Source organism: Streptomyces sp. SAS_281 (assembly GCF_052542855.1).
The window spans coordinates 1-17,077 of the sequence record NZ_JBMNDO010000049.1 but is presented as its reverse complement, the minus strand read 5'-3'; the positions used below and the strand labels follow the sequence as shown (position 1 = coordinate 17,077).

The 17,077-nt window shown below is 72.0% G+C and carries 20 protein-coding genes; 6 read left to right on the top strand and 14 right to left on the bottom strand.

Going from position 1 to position 17,077, the window contains the following annotated elements; translation table 11 throughout:
- The first annotated feature begins 58 nt into the window (after positions 1 to 58).
- Complete coding sequence (locus tag ACN6LM_RS19835) at positions 59 to 463, top strand: winged helix-turn-helix transcriptional regulator (RefSeq protein WP_445066720.1); 405 nt, start codon at positions 59 to 61, stop codon at positions 461 to 463.
- Here ACN6LM_RS19835 and mutM read toward each other — a convergent pair.
- The 9 genes from mutM to ACN6LM_RS19790 all read right to left on the bottom strand — a co-directional run bounded on the left by mutM (position 453) and on the right by ACN6LM_RS19790 (position 9,585).
- Complete coding sequence (gene mutM, locus ACN6LM_RS19830; RefSeq protein ID WP_445066719.1) at positions 453 to 1,313, bottom strand: bifunctional DNA-formamidopyrimidine glycosylase/DNA-(apurinic or apyrimidinic site) lyase; 861 nt, start codon at positions 1,311 to 1,313, stop codon at positions 453 to 455. The two genes, ACN6LM_RS19835 and mutM, sit on opposite strands and share 11 nt — an antisense overlap.
- Positions 1,314 to 1,394: 81 nt before the next feature.
- Positions 1,395 to 2,219: a ribonuclease III gene (gene rnc / locus ACN6LM_RS19825; RefSeq protein WP_445066718.1), complete on the bottom strand. Its 825-nt coding sequence runs from the start codon at positions 2,217 to 2,219 to the stop codon at positions 1,395 to 1,397.
- Between the two features lie 19 nt (positions 2,220 to 2,238).
- Complete coding sequence (rpmF, locus tag ACN6LM_RS19820) at positions 2,239 to 2,412, bottom strand: 50S ribosomal protein L32 (protein WP_003965982.1); 174 nt, start codon at positions 2,410 to 2,412, stop codon at positions 2,239 to 2,241.
- A gap of 2 nt (positions 2,413 to 2,414) precedes the next feature.
- Complete coding sequence (locus tag ACN6LM_RS19815) at positions 2,415 to 3,023, bottom strand: YceD family protein (RefSeq protein WP_445066717.1); 609 nt, start codon at positions 3,021 to 3,023, stop codon at positions 2,415 to 2,417.
- 191 nt (positions 3,024 to 3,214) lie between these two features.
- On the bottom strand, positions 3,215 to 4,315 hold the full coding sequence (locus tag ACN6LM_RS19810) for a cell division initiation protein (RefSeq protein ID WP_445066716.1): 1,101 nt from the start codon (positions 4,313 to 4,315) through the stop codon (positions 3,215 to 3,217).
- A gap of 110 nt (positions 4,316 to 4,425) precedes the next feature.
- Entirely contained in the window at positions 4,426 to 4,905 is a 480-nt protein-coding gene (coaD, locus tag ACN6LM_RS19805) for a pantetheine-phosphate adenylyltransferase (protein WP_445066747.1), read from the bottom strand.
- 26 nt (positions 4,906 to 4,931) lie between these two features.
- A complete protein-coding gene (gene rsmD, locus ACN6LM_RS19800; RefSeq protein WP_445066715.1) occupies positions 4,932 to 5,516 on the bottom strand; it encodes a 16S rRNA (guanine(966)-N(2))-methyltransferase RsmD in 585 nt (194 codons plus the stop codon).
- 103 nt (positions 5,517 to 5,619) lie between these two features.
- Complete coding sequence (gene recG / locus ACN6LM_RS19795; protein ID WP_445066714.1) at positions 5,620 to 7,884, bottom strand: ATP-dependent DNA helicase RecG; 2,265 nt, start codon at positions 7,882 to 7,884, stop codon at positions 5,620 to 5,622.
- A gap of 63 nt (positions 7,885 to 7,947) precedes the next feature.
- Positions 7,948 to 9,585 (bottom strand): DAK2 domain-containing protein, encoded by a 1,638-nt coding sequence (locus ACN6LM_RS19790; RefSeq protein WP_445066713.1) that lies wholly within the window; start codon positions 9,583 to 9,585, stop codon positions 7,948 to 7,950.
- 280 nt (positions 9,586 to 9,865) lie between these two features.
- Here ACN6LM_RS19790 and rpmB point away from each other — a divergent pair, with 280 nt between their 5' ends.
- On the top strand, positions 9,866 to 10,051 hold the full coding sequence (rpmB, locus tag ACN6LM_RS19785) for a 50S ribosomal protein L28 (RefSeq protein WP_026171429.1): 186 nt from the start codon (positions 9,866 to 9,868) through the stop codon (positions 10,049 to 10,051).
- Positions 10,052 to 10,148: 97 nt separating this feature from the next.
- On the opposite strand, the gene thiD is transcribed toward rpmB, so the two are convergent.
- Positions 10,149 to 10,958: a bifunctional hydroxymethylpyrimidine kinase/phosphomethylpyrimidine kinase gene (thiD, locus tag ACN6LM_RS19780; protein WP_445066712.1), complete on the bottom strand. Its 810-nt coding sequence runs from the start codon at positions 10,956 to 10,958 to the stop codon at positions 10,149 to 10,151.
- Positions 10,959 to 10,968: 10 nt separating this feature from the next.
- A complete protein-coding gene (locus tag ACN6LM_RS19775) occupies positions 10,969 to 11,940 on the bottom strand; it encodes a thiamine-phosphate kinase (protein WP_445066711.1) in 972 nt (323 codons plus the stop codon).
- A 240-nt stretch (positions 11,941 to 12,180) separates the two neighbouring features.
- Between ACN6LM_RS19775 and ACN6LM_RS19770 the strand changes: the two genes are divergently transcribed.
- Both ACN6LM_RS19770 and ACN6LM_RS19765 read left to right on the top strand, forming a co-directional pair.
- Positions 12,181 to 12,414 (top strand): Lrp/AsnC family transcriptional regulator, encoded by a 234-nt coding sequence (locus ACN6LM_RS19770; protein WP_030402344.1) that lies wholly within the window; start codon positions 12,181 to 12,183, stop codon positions 12,412 to 12,414.
- A gap of 20 nt (positions 12,415 to 12,434) precedes the next feature.
- The gene (locus ACN6LM_RS19765; protein WP_445066710.1) at positions 12,435 to 12,920 is read left to right on the top strand and encodes a DUF3515 domain-containing protein; all 486 of its coding nucleotides are present in this window, start codon (positions 12,435 to 12,437) and stop codon (positions 12,918 to 12,920) included.
- A 50-nt stretch (positions 12,921 to 12,970) separates the two neighbouring features.
- Here ACN6LM_RS19765 and ACN6LM_RS19760 read toward each other — a convergent pair whose 3' ends face one another.
- The 3 genes from ACN6LM_RS19760 to ACN6LM_RS19750 form a co-directional block, all read right to left on the bottom strand.
- Positions 12,971 to 14,128 carry a D-alanine--D-alanine ligase family protein gene (locus tag ACN6LM_RS19760; protein ID WP_445066709.1) on the bottom strand — a complete coding sequence of 386 codons (1,158 nt, stop codon included), beginning with the start codon at positions 14,126 to 14,128 and terminating at the stop codon, positions 12,971 to 12,973.
- Between the two features lie 79 nt (positions 14,129 to 14,207).
- The gene (locus ACN6LM_RS19755) at positions 14,208 to 15,218 is read right to left on the bottom strand and encodes an NAD(P)H-dependent glycerol-3-phosphate dehydrogenase (protein WP_445066708.1); all 1,011 of its coding nucleotides are present in this window, start codon (positions 15,216 to 15,218) and stop codon (positions 14,208 to 14,210) included.
- Positions 15,215 to 15,967, bottom strand: a complete 753-nt coding sequence (locus ACN6LM_RS19750) for a lysophospholipid acyltransferase family protein (protein WP_445066707.1) — start codon at positions 15,965 to 15,967, stop codon at positions 15,215 to 15,217. The genes ACN6LM_RS19755 and ACN6LM_RS19750 overlap by 4 nt, the downstream gene beginning before the upstream one ends.
- Before the next feature lie 162 nt (positions 15,968 to 16,129).
- Between ACN6LM_RS19750 and cofC the strand changes: the two genes are divergently transcribed.
- Together cofC and ACN6LM_RS19740 are read left to right on the top strand one after the other, a co-directional pair.
- The gene (gene cofC / locus ACN6LM_RS19745; protein ID WP_445066706.1) at positions 16,130 to 16,813 is read left to right on the top strand and encodes a 2-phospho-L-lactate guanylyltransferase; all 684 of its coding nucleotides are present in this window, start codon (positions 16,130 to 16,132) and stop codon (positions 16,811 to 16,813) included.
- 9 nt (positions 16,814 to 16,822) lie between these two features.
- Positions 16,823 to 17,026 carry a hypothetical protein gene (locus tag ACN6LM_RS19740; protein ID WP_018102423.1) on the top strand — a complete coding sequence of 68 codons (204 nt, stop codon included), beginning with the start codon at positions 16,823 to 16,825 and terminating at the stop codon, positions 17,024 to 17,026.
- The last annotated feature ends 51 nt before the right edge of the window (positions 17,027 to 17,077 follow it).

Below are 17,077 nucleotides of genomic sequence, written 5' to 3'. Positions count from 1 at the left end.
CGCCTCCCCCGGATCACACTGACTCAGGGAAAGCGCTGTGCGGGCGTACGCTGGTTTCATGGACCAGAGCACCGCACCGGAGACGTCAATGGACGACCTGCCCTTCGACGTGTTCTCGAAGCAGTGCCCCTCGCGCGGTCTGCTCGAACACGCCACCGGCCGCTGGGGCGCCCTCACGCTCGGCGCCCTGTACGAGGAGAGCCTGCGGTTCAACGCGCTGCGCCGCCGGGTCGACGGGGTGAGCGAGAAGATGCTCTCCCAGACGCTGCACGCGCTGGAGCGGGACGGCCTGGTGCACCGCGAGGCCCAGCTCGTCAACCCGCCCCGGGTGGACTACGAGCTGACCCCGCTGGGCCACGAGGTCGCGGAGCGGCTGCTCGGCCTGATCCACTTCGTGGAGGGCCGGATGCCCGAGGTCCTGGCGGCCCGGGCCCGCTACGACGCCCGGGAAACTAGGGCCTGACGCGCGGCGGGCGCTGGCAGCGGGGGCAGTAGTAGCTGGACCGGTTCATCCAGGGGCGCCGGGCCATCGGCGTACCGCAGCGGTGGCAGGGCTCGCCCTCGCGGCCGTAGGCGTCGAGCGAACGGTCGAAGTAGCCCGACTCACCGTTCACGTTCACGTAGAGGCTGTCGAAGCTGGTGCCGCCCTGGGTCAGGGCCGCGTTCATCACGTCGCGGACGTGGCCGAGGAGTTCGGCGGACTTGGGGCGGGTGAGCGTCGCGGTCGGCCGGTCGTAGTGCAGCCGGGCGCGCCACAGCGCCTCGTCCGCGTAGATGTTGCCGACCCCGCTGATCAGCGACTGGTCGAGCAGCGCACGCTTGATCGTCGTACGGCGCAGTCGCAGCGCCGTGTGGAAGGCGGCGTCGTCGAACGCCGGGTCCAGTGGGTCGCGGGCGATGTGCCCGATGATGTCGGGCAGCCCGTCCGGGGTGTTCTCGTGGAGCGAGAGGCCGCCGAAGGTGCGCTGATCCACGAAGCGCAGTTCGGTGCCGACCGCGTCGGCGAACCGGATCCTGACCCGCAGATGCTTCTCGTCCGGCGCCCCCTCGGGCTGGACGAGCAGCTGACCGCTCATGCCCAGGTGGCCGAGGAGCGAGCCGGCCGCCTCGTCCAGCGGCACCCACAGGTACTTGCCCCGGCGCATCGCCGTCCCGAACCGCGTCCCCGTGAGCCGGGCCGCGAAGTCCACGCCGCCCGCGAGGTGGCGACGGACCGCGCGCGGATGCAGGACCTCGACCTCACCGGCCGTCCGCCCGGCGACCCAGCGTTCCAGGCCTCGGCGGACGACTTCGACCTCGGGCAGTTCGGGCACGGCACGGCTCCTGGGACGAAAGGCGTACGGGGAAAGGAAGAACCCCCCGGTGCACGGCGGCACCGGGGGGTTCTCACATGCTCAGGCCGGAGCGACGTCCGTGGACGGGGCGGGGTCGGCAGGGGTGTCGGCGGCCCCTCCGTCGACGACGGCCTTCGCCGCCGCCTCCCGCGCCTCGGCGGCGGCGGTGATCTCGCGCCAGGCGGACTCGGCCGCCTGCTGCTCCGCTTCCTTCTTGCTACGGCCGGTGCCGGTGCCGTACGAGACACCACCGACGCGAGCAGCAGCAGTAAAGGTCTTCTCGTGGTCCGGGCCGGTCTCCGTGACGAGGTACTCGGGGACTCCGAGGCTCTCGCTCGCGGTGAGCTCCTGGAGGCTGGTCTTCCAGTCCAGGCCGGCGCCGAGGTTCGAGGACCTGTCGATCAACGGGTCGAAGAGCCGGTGGACCAGCTCGGACGCCGCGTCGAGGCCCTGATCGAGATAGACCGCGCCGATCACCGCTTCCAGGGTGTCGGCGAGGATGGAAGCCTTGTCCCGGCCCCCCGTGCCCTCTTCACCGCGGCCGAGCCGGATGAAGGAGCCGAGTTCGAGGCCGCGGCCCACCTCCGCAAGCGCACGCGAGTTGACCACCGCGGCCCGCAACTTGGCCAGCTGGCCTTCGGGCAGGTCGGGGTGGGTGCGGTACAGCGTGTCCGTGACCACCAGACCGAGCACGGAGTCCCCGAGGAACTCCAGCCGCTCGTTGGTGGGCAGACCGCCGTTCTCGTACGCGTACGAACGGTGGGTCAGCGCACGCACCAGAAGGGCGGACTCGAGTTGGTACCCGAGCCGCCCTTCCAGAAGCGTGTGGGACGAGGCTGTGTTGACGTTGTCTGCCTGCTTCTTGGCGTGGGACAACTCAGACATCGGGCCTCTCACCAGCCGCTCAGACCTCGAGGACCTGGCGCTTGTTGTACGTGCCGCAGCTGGGGCACGCGATGTGCTGCAGCTTCGGCTCCTGGCAGCGCTCGCACGAAACCAGGGTGGGGACCGCAGCCTTCCACTGCGACCGGCGGTGGCGCGTGTTGCTGCGCGACATCTTCCGCTTCGGAACAGCCACGGCTACTTCTCCTGCTTCTTGTCGACGCCGGGTGCGGCGCCGCCCATGTTGTCCTTCTCGCCGTCCTGAACGGTGTCGGCGAGTCCTTGCAGTGCCGCCCAACGAGCGTCGACGGCATCGTGGTGGTGGCCCGGATTCTCGTCCAGCCTGACTCCGCACTCGGAGCACAGACCGGCACAGGATTCCTTGCACACCGGCTGCATCGGCAGTGCGAGCACCACCGCATCACGCAGCACCGGCTCGAGGTCGAACAAGCCGTCCTCGAGGAAAAGCCTGTCCTCGTCGTCCTCGGCGTCGTCGACCGGGTCCGCGGGCTTGCCGTGGTTCCGGTCATCGGCGTCAGGGTACGAGAACATCTCCTGGAAGTCCGCCTCGACCTCGCGGCTCAGCGGCTCCAGACACCTTACGCACTCCCCCTCGACCGTCGCACGGGCGGTCCCGGTGACGAGCACGCCCTCCATGACGGATTCGAGACGGAGGTCCAGCTTCACCGGCGCGCCTTCCGGCACTCCGATGACGTCGCCGATACCGAGGTCGGCGGGGGCGTCCGCCGTGCGGGTCAGCCGCTTCATGGCACCGGGACGCCGGCCCAGCTCGTGCGTGTCGAACACGAGGGGGTTTCGGTGGTCGAGGTGGCCGTTCAGGGCTTCTCCTGCTTTCGGATCGAACGCGTCACGCGTGGTGGGAGGGGGCCGGCCCGTCCGGAGTCGAAGCGGGCAGCCGGGATCGCGGACATACGCGCGACCGAAGAGCCAGGATACTGGACACACCGCCCAGCTCCCAATCCGGGCTCTTCCGGCGGTCAGCGTTCCTGTTCGTAGCGGCGCAGCTGGTCCAGGTCGATCATGCTGGTGTCGAAGAGGCTGGTCTCGTCCAGGGCGGCATCGCCGTGCTGCGGAAGGGGCTGCTGGGGCTGGGCCGGCTGCTGCCAGGCGTCGTAGCCGCCCTGTGTCTGCATCGCGTCCTGCGCCTGGCCCTGGTCGTAGCCCTGCTGCTGGTAGGCCGCGTACGGGTCGGGCTGCTGCTGGTAGCCGTAGACGTCCTGCTGGGGCTGGGGTGCCTGGTAGGCGTCCTGCTGCTGGTCCTGGTAGCCGTAGCCCTGGGCGTACTGCGGTTCCGGCTGGGCGTACGGCTCGGCCTGGTGCGGGATCGGAAGCGGCTGCGGGGCGGCGACCTCGGCCAGTCCGGCCCAGTGGTCCTCGTCACTGGTGTGCCCCTGCTCGCCGGCCGCGTCCTGGGCGGCGATGTGCGCGCCGAGCTCGTCGGTGGCGACCCGGCCGTGCAGCTTCTGCCGGCCCCGGCCGACGGCCTCCAGGGTCTTGGCGAGCACCGCCTCGAAGGCGCCGAGCTTGGTGTCCACGTACGCGTCGGCGCGCTGGCGGAGCGTGTCCGGGTCGGTGCTGCGCTCGGGGGCCTCGGCGAAGTCCGGGTCCTCGTAGCCCTGCTCGTCCAGGCCCTGGCCGCGGCCGAGGAGCTTCTCGCGGCCCCGGTCGACGGAACCGATGGTCTTGGTGAGGACCACCTCGAAGTTGGCGAGCTTGCTGTCGACGTACTCGTCGGCCTCCGCGCGGACCTCGTCGGCCTCCTTGCGGGCGTCGGCGAGGATGCGGTCCGCCTCGGCCTGGGAGCGCCGGGCGATCTCCGTGTCGGCGATCAGGGCGGTGCGCTCGGCGTGGGCGTTCTCGATGATGCGGCCGGCCTCCTGGCGGGCCTGCTCCACCAGCTGCTCGTGGCCGCCGATGACCTCGGCGGCCTGGGCGAGCGAGCCGGGCAGGGCCTCGCGCACCTCTTCGAGCATCGCGAGCAGGTCGGCGCGGTTGACCACGCAGGACGCCGACATGGGCATGGACCGGGCGTTCCCGACCGTCGCGACGATCTCGTCCAGCTTCTTCTGCACGTCCACCGTGTGCTCGCCACTCTCTACTGCCGGTTGGAGACGGACGGGACGACTGTACGGCCAGTCGGCGCCCGCCCGACACCTGCGGTGCGTACGGCTGACGTGCTGTCAGTGGATCAGCGCTGTGCGAGGCGTTCGGTCAGGGCCTGCTGCACGACCGGCGGCAGCAGGTGGGAGACGTCGCCGCCCCAGGCCGCGACCTCCTTGACCAGGGAGGACGACAGGAAGCTGTAGGTGGGGTTGGTCGGCACGAAGAGCGTCTCGACGCCGGAGAGCCCGTTGTTCATCTGGGCCATCTGGAGTTCGTAGTCGAAGTCGCTGACGGCCCGCAGGCCCTTCACGATCGCCGGGATGTCGCGCTGCTTGCAGAAGTCCACGAGCAGGCCGTGGAAGGACTCGACCTCGACGTTGCCGAACTCGGCGGTGACCTCGCGGATGAGCTCGATCCGCTCCTCGACCGTGAACAGGCCCTTCTTGGACTGGTTGATCATCACCGCGACGTGCACGACGTCGTACAGCTTCGAAGCTCGGCCGATGATGTCGAGATGTCCGTTGGTGATGGGGTCGAACGACCCCGGGCATACGGCGCGGCGCAACTTGATTCCCTCGCTCTCCGGTCCGGTCATCGTGCGTCTTCGCACGTGGCGGCGGCGCGACCGTACCAAAGCGTTCCCTCGCCGTAGCGACGGGCCCGCAATGGCTCGAAACCCTTGGGCCAGCTGAATTCTCCGCCTCTGGTGCTGCGTTCCACGGTGACGAGTGCGTCGCCCGTGAGCCACCCCTGCGTACGGAGTGTGAGCAGGATCTCGCCAAGATCCAGGTCGGTGACGGCGTACGGCGGGTCCAGGAAGACCACGTCGTACGGCTCCGCGGGCGCCGGACCCGTCACGATCTGTTCGGCTTTGCCGCCGCGGACCTCGGCGCCGGGCAGGCCGAGGGTGCGGGCGTTCTCCTTGACGGTGCGCAGGGCCTTGGCGTCGGCCTCCACGAGCAGGGCGTGGGCGGCGCCCCGGGAGAGCGCTTCGAGGCCGACGGCCCCGGAGCCGGCGTAGAGGTCGGCGATCCGCATCCCGTCGAGGGTGCCCAGGAGCGCCTGCCAGGTGGAGAACAGGCCCTCGCGTGCGCGGTCGGATGTGGGCCGGGTGCCGGTGCCGGGCGGGACGGCCAGGCGGCGTCCGCCGGCCACGCCTGCGATCACGCGGGTCATGGGTGTCTGGTCCTCGGGTCGGGGCGGCGCGCGGGGTGCCGTGGGCGCCGTACCTCCCACGATATGGCGTCGGGGAGGACGGGGCGCCCGGGGGCGGGCGGCCTCACCCCTTGTCCAGGTACTCCTCGCGCTCTTTGTCGAGCAGGGCGTCCAGGGCGGTGCGCAGCTCGGGCAGGTGCTCCAGGCCGGGGTCGGCGGCGACGACGGCGACGGCCTCCTGGCGGGCGGCGGCGATGACCTCCTCGTCGTCGATGACGTTCAGGACGCGCAGCGAGGAGCGCACCCCGGACTGGGCCTGGCCGAGCACATCGCCCTCGCGGCGCTGTTCGAGGTCGATGCGGGAGAGCTCGAAGCCGTCCAGGGTCGCGGCGACGGCGGAGAGCCGGGCGCGGGCGGGGCTCGCCTCGTGGGCCTCGGTGACCAGCAGGCAGAGCCCGGGGGCGGAGCCGCGGCCCACCCGGCCGCGCAGCTGGTGCAGCTGGGAGACGCCGAAGCGGTCGGCGTCCATGATGACCATCGCGGTGGCGTTGGGGACGTTGACGCCGACCTCGATGACGGTGGTGGCGACCAGGACGTCCACGTCGCCGGCGGCGAAGCGGCGCATCACGTCGTCCTTGTCGTCGGGCTGCATCCTGCCGTGCAGCACCTCGACGCGCAGTCCGTCCAGAGGCCCCTTGGCCAGCTGGTCGGCGATCTCCAGGACGGCCAGCGGAGGCCGCTTGCCGCCGTCCTCCTCGGCTGCCTTCTTCCCCTTCTTCTTGGCGGCGTCGTCCTCGTCGTCCCCGATGCGGGGGCAGACGACGTACGCCTGGTGGCCGTTCTCCACCTCCTCGCGGACCCGTTCCCAGGCGCGGCTGAGGAAGTGCGGCTTGTCCTTGGCGGGGACGACGTGGCTGGCGATGGGCGAGCGGCCGGCCGGGAGCTGGTCGAGGACGGAGGTCTCCAGGTCCCCGAAGACGGTCATGGCGACGGTACGGGGGATGGGCGTCGCGGTCATGACGAGGAGGTGGGGCGGTTGCCTGCCCTTGGAGCGGAGGGCGTCGCGCTGTTCGACCCCGAAGCGGTGCTGCTCGTCCACGACGACCAGGCCCAGGTCGTGGAACTTGACCTTGTCCTCGATCAGGGCGTGCGTCCCGATGACGATGCCGGCCTCACCGGTGACCAGGTCGAGCAGCGCCTGCCGGCGGGCGGCGGTGCCCATGGACCCGGTGAGCAGCACGACCTTGGTGCCCTGGCCGGCCCCGCCGAGCGCCCGCCCGTCGCCCGACCGCCGCCCCTCGTCGAGAGGCGCTTCGCGCCACAGGCCCCAATGCTCGGCCAGCTCCCCCATCATCTCGGTGATGGACCGGTGGTGCTGCTGGGCCAGGACCTCGGTGGGGGCGAGCATGGCGGCCTGGCCGCCCGCGTCGACCACGGCGAGCATGGCGCGCAGGGCCACCATGGTCTTTCCGGAACCGACTTCGCCCTGGAGGAGGCGGTGCATCGGGTGCTCGGTGGCGAGGTCCCCGAAGATCTCGCCGGAGACCTTCTGCTGGCCGTCGGTGAGGGTGAACGGGAGCTTGGCGTCGAAGGCGTCGAGGAGGCCGCCGGGGACGGGCCTGCGGGCGACGGCGGGGAGCTGGGTGTCGGCGTACCTGCGGCGGGCCAGGGCGACCTGGAGGACGAACGCCTCGTCCCACTTGAGCCGGTCCCGGGCCTCCGTCACGTCGGCCTTGGTGGCCGGGCGGTGGATCTTCAGCAGGGCCTCGGGCAGCGAGGTGAAGCCGCGTCCCTCGCGCAGGGCTTCGGGGAGCGGGTCGACGGCCTCGCGGGCGCTGGGCAGCACGGCGTCGACCGCCTTGGCGATCCGCCAGGAGTCGAGCTGCTTGCAGGCGGGGTAGATCGGCAGCAGCTTGCCCGCGAAGGCGTCCACCGCCTCGGTCGCCTCGGCGTCGTCCACGGAGGCGGTGTCGAGCAGCTGGTACGTGGGGTGGGCGAGCTGCATCTTCCGGTTGAACACCGAGACCTTGCCGGCGAACATGGCGCGCCGGCCGGGCAGCAGTTCCTTGTGCGGCTTGTGGACGCCGTGGCCGAAGAAGACGAGCTGGAGGCGGCCGTGGCCGTCGGTGAGGGTCACTTCGAGGCGCTTGCCGCGTCCGCCGTTGAAGGTGAGGACGCGGGCGTCGGCGACCTGGGCGACGACCGTGACGTGCTCGTCCAGCGGGAGGTCGGTCAGCGCTGTGAGCCGGCCGCGCTCCTCGTACCGGCGCGGGTAGTGATGGAGGAGATCACCGACCGTGTGCAGGTCGAGGTGCTCGGCCATCACCTTCGCGGTGGGTCCGCCGAGCAGCTTCTTGAGGGGTTCTTCGAACGCAGACACGCGATCCATTGCACACCACGGCAGTGACAGTTGTCCGTCGGGCGCCGCCCGGGCCCGTCGTCGCGCCGGGTGCTATTCGACGCCGATCAGCAGCGGCGCGCCCTGGCGGCCGCCCCGGTAGGTGGTGGTGTCCACCGCGAGGTGGCCGTCGCGGACGTGCTGTTCCAGGGCTTCGGCCAGCGTGGGCGGGGTGTTCTCGTCCAGGACCAGGGTGACCAGTTCGCCGCCGGCCGCGAGCATCCGGTCCAGCACCTTGCGGGCCGTGCCGGGGACGTCCTGGCCGATGACCGCCACGTCGCCGTCGATGAGGCCGAGGACGTCCCCGGCCTGGCAGATGCCCGCCGTGGTCCAGGACTGCCGTTCGGCGACGGCCAGTTCGGCGTAGCGGGTGGCGCCGGCCGCCGAGGTCATCGCGACCACGTCCTCGTCGAAGCTGCGGTCCGGCTCATGGACGGCGAGGGCCGCGATGCCCTGGACGGCGGCCCGGGTCGGGATGACGGCGACCCGGACGCCGTGGGCCCTGGCCTGTCCGGCGGCGGCGGCCGCGGTGTGGCGCAGGTCCGCGTCGTTCGGGAGCAGGACCACCTCGCGGGCGTGGGCGCGGCGGATGGCGTCGGCCAGTTCGCCGCTGGCGGGCGGTTCGCCGGGCCGCGCGAGCACGGTCGTCGCGCCGGCCTCCCGGCAGAGGGCGGCGAGACCGTCCCCCGGGACGACCACGACGACCGCGCGCCCGGCGGGCTCGGGGCGGGCGTGGGCGCGGTCGGCGGCGAAGTGGGTGATGCGGATGCGGTACGGCCGGCCGGCCTCGACGCCCGCCTCGACCGCGGCGCCGGCGTCGTCCACATGGACGTGGACGTTCCACAGGCCGTCGCCGCCGACCACCACCAGGGAGTCGCCGAGGGCGTCCAGCCGGGCGCGCAGCCGCTCGACGGCCTCGTCCCCGGCCTCCAGCAGGTAGATGACCTCGAAGGCGGGGCCGCCCCCGTCCCCGTCGTCGCCCGCCGGGCACTCCGCCTCCTCGCCCTCCGCCGGGACGAACGGGACGGGGGCCTCGTACGGCCGCTCCGGGCCCCGTCCGGAGACGGCTTCGACCAGGGCTCCGAGGAGGGTGACCAGGCCGCGCCCGCCGGCGTCGACCACCCCGGCCCTGGCGAGGGCGGGGAGCTGTCCGGGCGTCGCGTCCAGCGCGGTGCGGGCGCCCTCGTAGGCGGCCCTGGCCACCTCGGCCGTGTCCGCGCCGGGTGCCGCCTGTGCGGCGGCGGCCGCGGCCCGGTCCGCGACGGTGAGGACGGTGCCCTCGACGGGGTGGGCGACGGCCTCGCGGGCCCAAGCGGCGGCCCGGTCTAGGGCGAGGCGCATCCGGTCGCCGCCGGTGCCCTCCGCGAGGACGCCGGCCATGCCGCGCAGGAGCTGGGCGAGGATGGTGCCGGAGTTGCCGCGGGCGCCGATGAGGGCACCGTGGGCCATGGCCCGTACCGCGTCCGCCGCTGAAGGCACCGAGGTGCCGGTCTCGTGGGCGGCGAAGACCGCTTCCACGGCGGCCGCCGCGGATTCCACGGTCAGGTAGAGGTTGGTGCCGGTGTCCCCGTCGGCGACGGGGTAGACGTTGATCGCGTCGATCGCCTCCCGCTCCCGGCCGAGTGCTTCGAGGGCCAGGGAGCACCAGCTCCGTACCGCGACGGCATCCGGTTCGTCGGCGGTCTGCGGCACCTCGGGTCCTCCTCGGACGGGACTCGGAACGGGGACTCGTGACGGGGGCGGGGCGGCTGGCTGCACCGCAGGTTAGCCCCGGTCGGAGGGTGCGGGCGGTCCGGGGGCGGGGAGGGCGGGGGCGGAAGACATGGTAGTTTCGTATCTCCGGAGCAGGCGTTGTATGCTGCTTCGGTTGCCCGATGAAAGTCGGGCCATTCCCCCGGTACCGCCACTTCAGTCCTTGAATCCGGCGTACCGGAATTCACTGTAAGTGCATCTGAAGTCTTTGGAGTGACCCGTGGCTGCCAACTGCGACGTTTGCGGCAAGGGGCCGAGCTTCGGCAACAACATTTCGCACTCGCACCGCCGTACGTCCCGTCGCTGGAACCCCAACATCCAGCGCGTGCGTGCCGTGGTCGGTCGGACGCCGAAGCGGCTCAACGTCTGCACCTCGTGCATCAAGGCCGGCAAGGTCGCGCGCTGACGTTCCCGTCGTAGCGCAGCCCTACCGGTTGCCCGAAAAGCCGGTCCACCTCGGTGGACCGGCTTTTTGCTGTACCCGTACGGTTCACGCCTGCCGGTCAGCCCGCGTCGCGCAGCCGCCAGGCGTGGCGGACCGGGCCGATGCCCGCGCCCAGCGGGAAGCCCGCCTCGATCGCCCCGGTGACGTACGCCTTCGCGGCCCGGACCGCCTCCGGCACCCCGGCGCCCCGTGCGAGGTGGCTCGCGATGGCGGAGGCGAGGGTGCAGCCGGTGCCGTGGGTGTGCCGGTTGTCGTGGCGGGGGGCGCGCAGCCAGTGCTCCTCGCTGCCGTCGGTGAGCAGGTCGACGGGCTCACCGGGCAGGTGGCCGCCCTTGATCACGACCCAGCGGGGTCCGAATGCGAGCAGCGCGCCGGCGGCCCGGCGCATCCCGGCCTCGTCGGTGACGGTGATGCCCGTGAGCTGCGCCACCTCGTCCAGGTTGGGCGTCGCCACGGTCGCGACGGGGAGCAGCTTCGTACGGACCGATTCGAGGGCGTCGGCGGCGAGGAGCGGGTCGCCGTGCTTGGAGACGCCGACCGGGTCCACGACGACGGGCGCCCCGGTGTCCGCGAGAAGTTCCGCGACGGTCTCCACGAGCGGGGCGGACGCCAGCATTCCGGTCTTGACGGCGTCGACGCCGATGTCGTCCACGACGCTGCGGTACTGGGCGCGGACCGCCTCGGCGGGCAGTTCCCAGGCGCCCTGGACGCCGAGGGAGTTCTGCGCGGTGACGGCGGTGAGCACGCTCATCCCGTGCGTGCCCAGCGCGAGCATCGTCTTGAGGTCGGCCTGGATGCCCGCACCGCCGCCGGAGTCGGATCCGGCGACGGTGAGCACGCGGGGCGGTACGGAGAGAGGTATCGGCATACGCCGCAATCTACTGGGCGTCCTCGATGTCGCCGAAGTGGTCCCAGCCGTTCTTGCTGGTCCAGGGCGCCCCGTCGACCGTCACCTGGGGCAGCGCCGAGGGGTTGAGGACCTCGCCGATCACCTTCCAGCGGGCCGGCAGCTTCACGTCGGGCGGGAAGGTCGCGACGATCGCGTGGTCCTCGCCGCCGGTCAGCACCCACTGCATGGGGTCGACGCCGACGGCCTGCCCGATGTCCGACATCTGGGACGGCACGTCGATGAGCCCGGACCGCAGGTCGATGCGGACCTTGCTGGCCTCGGCGATGTGCCCGAGGTCGGCGACGAGCCCGTCGCTGACGTCGGTCATGGCGGTGGCGCCGAGCCCGGCGGCAGCGGGGCCCGCGTGGTAGGGCGGTTCGGGGCGGCGGTGGGCCTCCACGAAGGCGCGCGGTGAGCGGAAGCCCCGGGAGAGCACGGCGTACCCGGCGGCGGACCAGCCGAGCCAGCCGGTGACGGCGACGACGTCCCCGGGCTGGGCGCCGGCCCGGGTGACGGGCTCGTGGTTGCGCAGGTCGCCGAGCGCGGTGATCGAGACGGTGATGAGGTCGCCGCGCACGACGTCCCCGCCGACCACGGCCGCCCCCGCGACCTGGCACTCGTCGCGCAGTCCGTCCATCAGCTCGGCGGCCCAGGTGACCGGGAGTTCGGCGGGGACGACGAGGCCGAGGAGGAGCGCGGTGGGCACGGCGCCCATGGCGGCGATGTCGGCGAGGTTCTGCGCGGCGGCCTTGCGGCCGACGTCGTACGCCGTCGACCAGTCGCGCCGGAAGTGCCGTCCCTCCAGCAGGATGTCCGTGCTGGCCACGACCCTGCGGTCGGGGGCTGTCACGACCGCGGCGTCGTCGCCCGGGCCGAGCCGGACCGCCGGAGTGGTGGTGAGCCGGGACGTGAGCTCCTTGATGAGCCCGAACTCCCCCAACTCGCCCACGGTTGCCTTCACCGAGTGTCACCTCTCATCTGTCGGGCCGGACGCTCCGGCCTGTCCCCCGTGCGCGCCGCCCCACTCGCGGTCGCGTGCCGTCTCTGCTGTCGCTACTGTCAAGAGTTACGTCAACTTGCGCGTTCTGTACGCCACGCTGAGGACGTCATCCGGCCCGCGGGTCTCCCCGCTCCGCGCGACGACGCGATAACGTGGCGTCCCTTTCCCCCACATGATCCTCGTGGCCGCCCTGGAGGTTCCGTGGTACAGGCGTACATCCTCATTCAGACCGAGGTGGGCAAGGCGTCGACCGTCGCCGAGACCATCTCCAAGCTCCCGGGAGTCATCCAGGCAGAAGACGTCACCGGTCCCTACGACGTGATCGTGCGCGCCCAGTCCGACACGGTGGACGAGCTCGGGCGCATGGTGGTGGCGCGGGTCCAGCAAGTGGACGGCATCACCCGAACCCTGACCTGCCCGGTCGTTCACCTGTAGCCCCCGTCTACGCTGGGCCGGTGACGTCCTCCAGCCGCCGGCTCCTCCACCCCGCGCTCCTCGTTCCGTCCGCCGCCCTGGTGCTGCTGACGGCGGGCTGTTCCGGGGGCGACGCGACGGCGTCGGTCACGGTGCCCTCGCCGTCCCCGGAAGCCGCAGCCTACTGCCGCGCGCTGGACCGGGAACTGCCGGACACCGTCGGCGGTCTGGAGCGGAGTGACCCCGAACCCTCCTCGGAGCTGACCGCCGGGTGGGGGGACGGGGCGATCGTACTGCGCTGCGGTGTGGAGCGCCCCGCGAAGATGGACGACGACCAGTCGAAGGGCATCACCGCGAGCGGGGTCAACTGGATGCTGGAGCAACGGGAGGGCGACGGCCCCCGGCTGACGACGACCCTGCGCGAGACGTACGTCGAGGTGTCGCTCTCGGAGGCGTACGCGCATGACACGACCCCGCTCGCGGCGTTCGCCCCCGCGGTGAAGAAGACGATCCCGAACCGGTTCTAGGGTGTGCGCTCCTCTCGGGGAGCGCACACCCTTCGCCGTGTTCCGCCGGGTCAGCGCAGGCCGGTCGGCCGGGTCAGCGCGGCCTGGATGAGCCGGTCCACCAGCTGCGGGTAGCTGACGCCGCTCTCCTGCCACATGCGCGGGTACATGGAGATCGGGGTGAAGCCCGGCAGGGTGTTGATCTCGTTGATCACGAAGCCGCCGTCCTCGGTGAGGAAGAAGTCGGCGCGCACCAGGCCCTCGCAGGAGCAGGCGTCGAAGGCTTCGACGGCGAGCCGCTGGACCTCGGCGGTCTGCTCCTCGGTGAGCGGCGCCGGCACGATCCCGGAGGCGGCGTCGATGTACTTGGCCTCGAAGTCGTAGAAGTCGTGTGCGGTGACCGGCGGGATCTCGGCCGGCACGCTGGCGCGCGGCCCGTCCTCGAACTCCAGGACGCCGCACTCGATCTCGCGGCCCCTCAGCAGCGACTCGACCAGGAACTTCGGGTCGTGGCGGCGGGCCTCCTCGATGGCCGCGTCGAGACCGGAGGCGTCCTCGACCTTGGTGATGCCGATGGACGAGCCGGCCCGGGCGGGCTTGATGAAGAGCGGCCAGCCGTGCTCGGCGGCGAAGCCGGTGATGCGCTCGCGGGCGGCGGCCGGGTCGGTGTCCCACTCGCGGGGGCGCACCACCAGGTACGGGCCGACCGGGAGGCCGAAGGAGGTGAAGACCCGCTTCATGTACTCCTTGTCCTGGCCGACGGCCGAGGCGAGGACCCCGGCGCCCACGTACGGCACACCGGACAGCTCCAGGAGTCCCTGGAGGGTGCCGTCCTCGCCGTACGGGCCGTGCAGGACGGGGAAGACGACGTCGACCTCGCCGAGGGCCTTGGGCACCGCGCCGGGCTCGGTGTAGACGACTTCGCGGCTGCCGGGGTCGACGGAGAGCACGACCCCGCCCTCCTCGGACTCGGCCAGCTGCGCCACGTCCGGCATGGTGCGGTTCGCGATGGCCATGCGTTCCGGTTCGTCGGCGGTGAGCGCCCAGCGGCCGTCCGTCGTGATGCCGATCGGCAGGACGTCGTACGCGGTCCGGTCGATGGCGTTCAGGACGGCGCCGGCCGTGACCACCGAAATGCCGTGTTCGGAGCTGCGGCCGCCGAACACGACGGCAACGCGCGGCTTGCGGAGCTGCTGCTCCGGGCTCTGGGGGGGGTTCTCGCTGCTCATATCGCGATGAGCGTACCTGCTGGTTCAAGCCACGTCAGCGCGGCACGGGCCGCCCGGGGCGGGTGGGACCCGGGTGGCCTCAGTGCCGTTCGGCCTTGGCGCTGCGCGACATGAGCTCCTTGACCGCGACCTTCGGCGGCTTGCCCTCGTGGACGATGCCGACGATGGTCTCGGTCAGCGGCATCTCGACGCCGTGCCTGCGCGCCAGGTCGAGCACCGATTCGCAGGACTTGACGCCCTCGGCGGTCTGCTTGGTGGCGGCGATGGTCTCCTGGAGCGTCATGCCCCGGCCGAGGTTGGTGCCGAAGGTGTGGTTGCGCGAGAGCGGCGAGGAGCAGGTCGCCACCAGGTCGCCGAGGCCGGCGAGACCGGAGAACGTCAGCGGGTCGGCGCCCATGGCCGCGCCCAGCCGGATCGTCTCGGCGAGGCCCCTGGTGATGAGCGAGCCCTTGGCGTTGTCGCCGAGCCCCATGCCGTCCGCGATGCCGACGGCGAGGCCGATGACGTTCTTGACGGCGCCGCCGAGTTCGCAGCCGACCACGTCGGTGCTGGTGTACGGGCGGAAGTACGGGGTGTGGCAGGCGGCCTGGAGGCGCTGGGCGACGGACTCGTCCCGGCAGGCGACGACGGCCGCGGCGGGGCGGCGTTCGGCGATCTCCTTGGCGAGGTTGGGCCCGGTGATGACGGCGACGCGGTCGTCGGACACCCCGGTGACGTCCTCGATGACCTCGCTCATCCGCTTGGCGGTGCCGAGTTCGACGCCCTTCATCAGGGAGACGAGCACCGTCTGCGGCTCCAGGTGCGGGGCCCAGTCGGCGAGGTTGGCGCGCAGCGTCTGGGAGGGTACGACGAGCACCGCGTAGTCGGCGCCGCGCAGCGCCTCGGCCGCGTCCGTGGTGGCCCGGACCGAGGCGGGCAGCTCGATGCCCGGCAGGTACTCGGGGTTGGTGCGGGTGCTGTTGACGGCCTCCGCGAGTTCGGCCCGGCGGCCCCAGAGCGTCACTTCGCATCCCGCGTCCGCGAGGACGAGGGCGAAGGCGGTACCCCAGGAGCCTGTTCCGAAGACGGCGGCCTTCGCGGGGTGCGTCACGTGAGTCCCTCTCCTTCGGCCTTGCGCCGCTGTTCGGCCCGGGCCTTGCGGTGATCGTAGGGCTCGGCGGGTGCCTGCTGCCCGCGGATCTCCTCCAGTTGCGCGGTGACGGCCCGCATGATCACCTCGGTGGCCTCGCGCAGCACCTCGGGCGTCGGCTCCTGGCCGTAGAAGCGGGAGAGGTCGACCGGCGGCCCGGCCTTGACCCGGAGGGTCTTGCGGGGCAGGAGGCGGATCTTCTTCTCCGTGGCGTACGGCGGCATCGCCTCGTTGGCGCCCCATTGCGCGACCGGGATGACGGGGGCCCGGGTCATCAACGCGACGCGGGCGGCGCCGGTCTTGCCGGCCATCGGCCACATGTCGGGGTCGCGGGTGAGGGTGCCCTCCGGGTAGAAGCAGACGCACTCGCCGCGCTCGATGGCGCCGACGGCGGCCCGGAAGGCGTCCATCGCGTTGGTGGTCTCGCGGTAGACGGGGATCTGGCCGGTGCCGCGCAGCATCGTGCCGATGAAGGTGCCCTTGAAGAGCCCCGCCTTGGCCAGAAAGCGCGGCACGCGGCCGGTGTTGTACTGGAAGTGCCCGTACGAGAGCGGGTCCAGATACGAGTTGTGGTTGACCGCTGTGATGAATCCGCCGTCGGCCGGAATGTGTTCCGTTCCCCGCCAGTCGCGCTTGAACAGAAGCACCAGCGGCGGTTTCGCGATGACCGCCGCCAGGCGGTACCAGAAGCCGATTGTGCGGCGGGACACTCGGACACCTTTCCTCTGTGAACAAGACCGTGGAGCTGTCTGCTGCCTGACTACCGAGGGTCAAGTCTCGCCCCAGGCCCCTGCTCTGTCGAGAACACCGTACGCCTCGCCCCGGGGAGCGACCCTCCGGGTCGGCGCACCGGCAGGCGAGAATAGGCGGCGATGCGTATCGAGGGAGGGACCGCCACGAACACCGACCCGGCCGGCCGCTGGTCCCTGGTCGTCCCGGTGAAACCCCTGGCGCGGGCCAAGACCAGGCTGGCGCCCGCCTCCGGCGCACTGTTGCGCCCCCGGCTGGCCCTCGCCTTCGCCCGTGACACGGTGGCCGCCGCGCTGTCCTGCCCGGATGTGGCGGATGTGGTGGTCGTCACGGACGACCCGGTGGCGGGAGCGGCGCTGGCCGCGCTCGGCGCCCTGGTCGTACCCGATGCCCCGGGGTCGGGGCTCAACGCGGCCCTCGCACACGGTGAGCGGGCGGTCAGGGCGGGCAGGCCGGGGGCTCCGCTGGCCGCGCTCAACGCAGATCTGCCCGCCCTGCGCCCGGCGGAATTGTCCCGGGTCCTCGAATTCTCTGCCGCTTTTCCCCGCGCATTTGTTCCCGATGCGGCGGGAATCGGGACGACATTTCTGTCGGCTGCTCCGGGGGTGGAATTGCGGCCCGTTTTCGGCGGACCGTCCCGGGTGCGCCATCTGGCTTCGGGCGCGGTGGAAATCTCGCTGCCGGGGATCGATTCGGTACGCCGGGACGTGGACACCGGCGAGGATCTGCGGGTGGCGCTGGAGCTGGGCGTCGGCCCGTTCACGGCGGGCCGCTGGGCCGCGGGGGCGTCCGCGCGGGACCGATAGTCTGCACCCATGCAGGCGACCTCGTACACGTACGACCCCGAGACGCGGAGCGGCAGTGTGCTGCTCGACGACGGCACCCCGGTGGACTTCGACGCGGCGGCCTTCGACGCGGGCGGCCTGCGGCTGCTGCGGCCGGGGCAGCGGGTGCGGATCGAGGGCGAGGGCGAGGGGGCCGGGCTGCGGATCAGCCTGGTGACGCTTCAGACGTTCTGAGCCTTCCGGGGGGTTCCCGGACAGCCCGCGGGCCGGGCTCCCCGAGGAGAG

Coding starts and splice junctions, on each gene's coding strand:
- ACN6LM_RS19835 (WP_445066720.1), top strand. CDS start 59: ATGGACCAGAGCACCGCACCGGAGACGTCAATGGACGACCTGCCCTTC.
- rnc (WP_445066718.1), bottom strand. CDS start 2,219: ATGTCTGAGTTGTCCCACGCCAAGAAGCAGGCAGACAACGTCAACACA.
- rsmD (WP_445066715.1), bottom strand. CDS start 5,516: ATGACCCGCGTGATCGCAGGCGTGGCCGGCGGACGCCGCCTGGCCGTC.
- recG (WP_445066714.1), bottom strand. CDS start 7,884: ATGGATCGCGTGTCTGCGTTCGAAGAACCCCTCAAGAAGCTGCTCGGC.
- thiD (WP_445066712.1), bottom strand. CDS start 10,958: ATGCCGATACCTCTCTCCGTACCGCCCCGCGTGCTCACCGTCGCCGGA.
- ACN6LM_RS19760 (WP_445066709.1), bottom strand. CDS start 14,128: ATGAGCAGCGAGAACCCCCCCCAGAGCCCGGAGCAGCAGCTCCGCAAG.
- cofC (WP_445066706.1), top strand. CDS start 16,130: ATGCGTATCGAGGGAGGGACCGCCACGAACACCGACCCGGCCGGCCGC.
- ACN6LM_RS19740 (WP_018102423.1), top strand. CDS start 16,823: ATGCAGGCGACCTCGTACACGTACGACCCCGAGACGCGGAGCGGCAGT.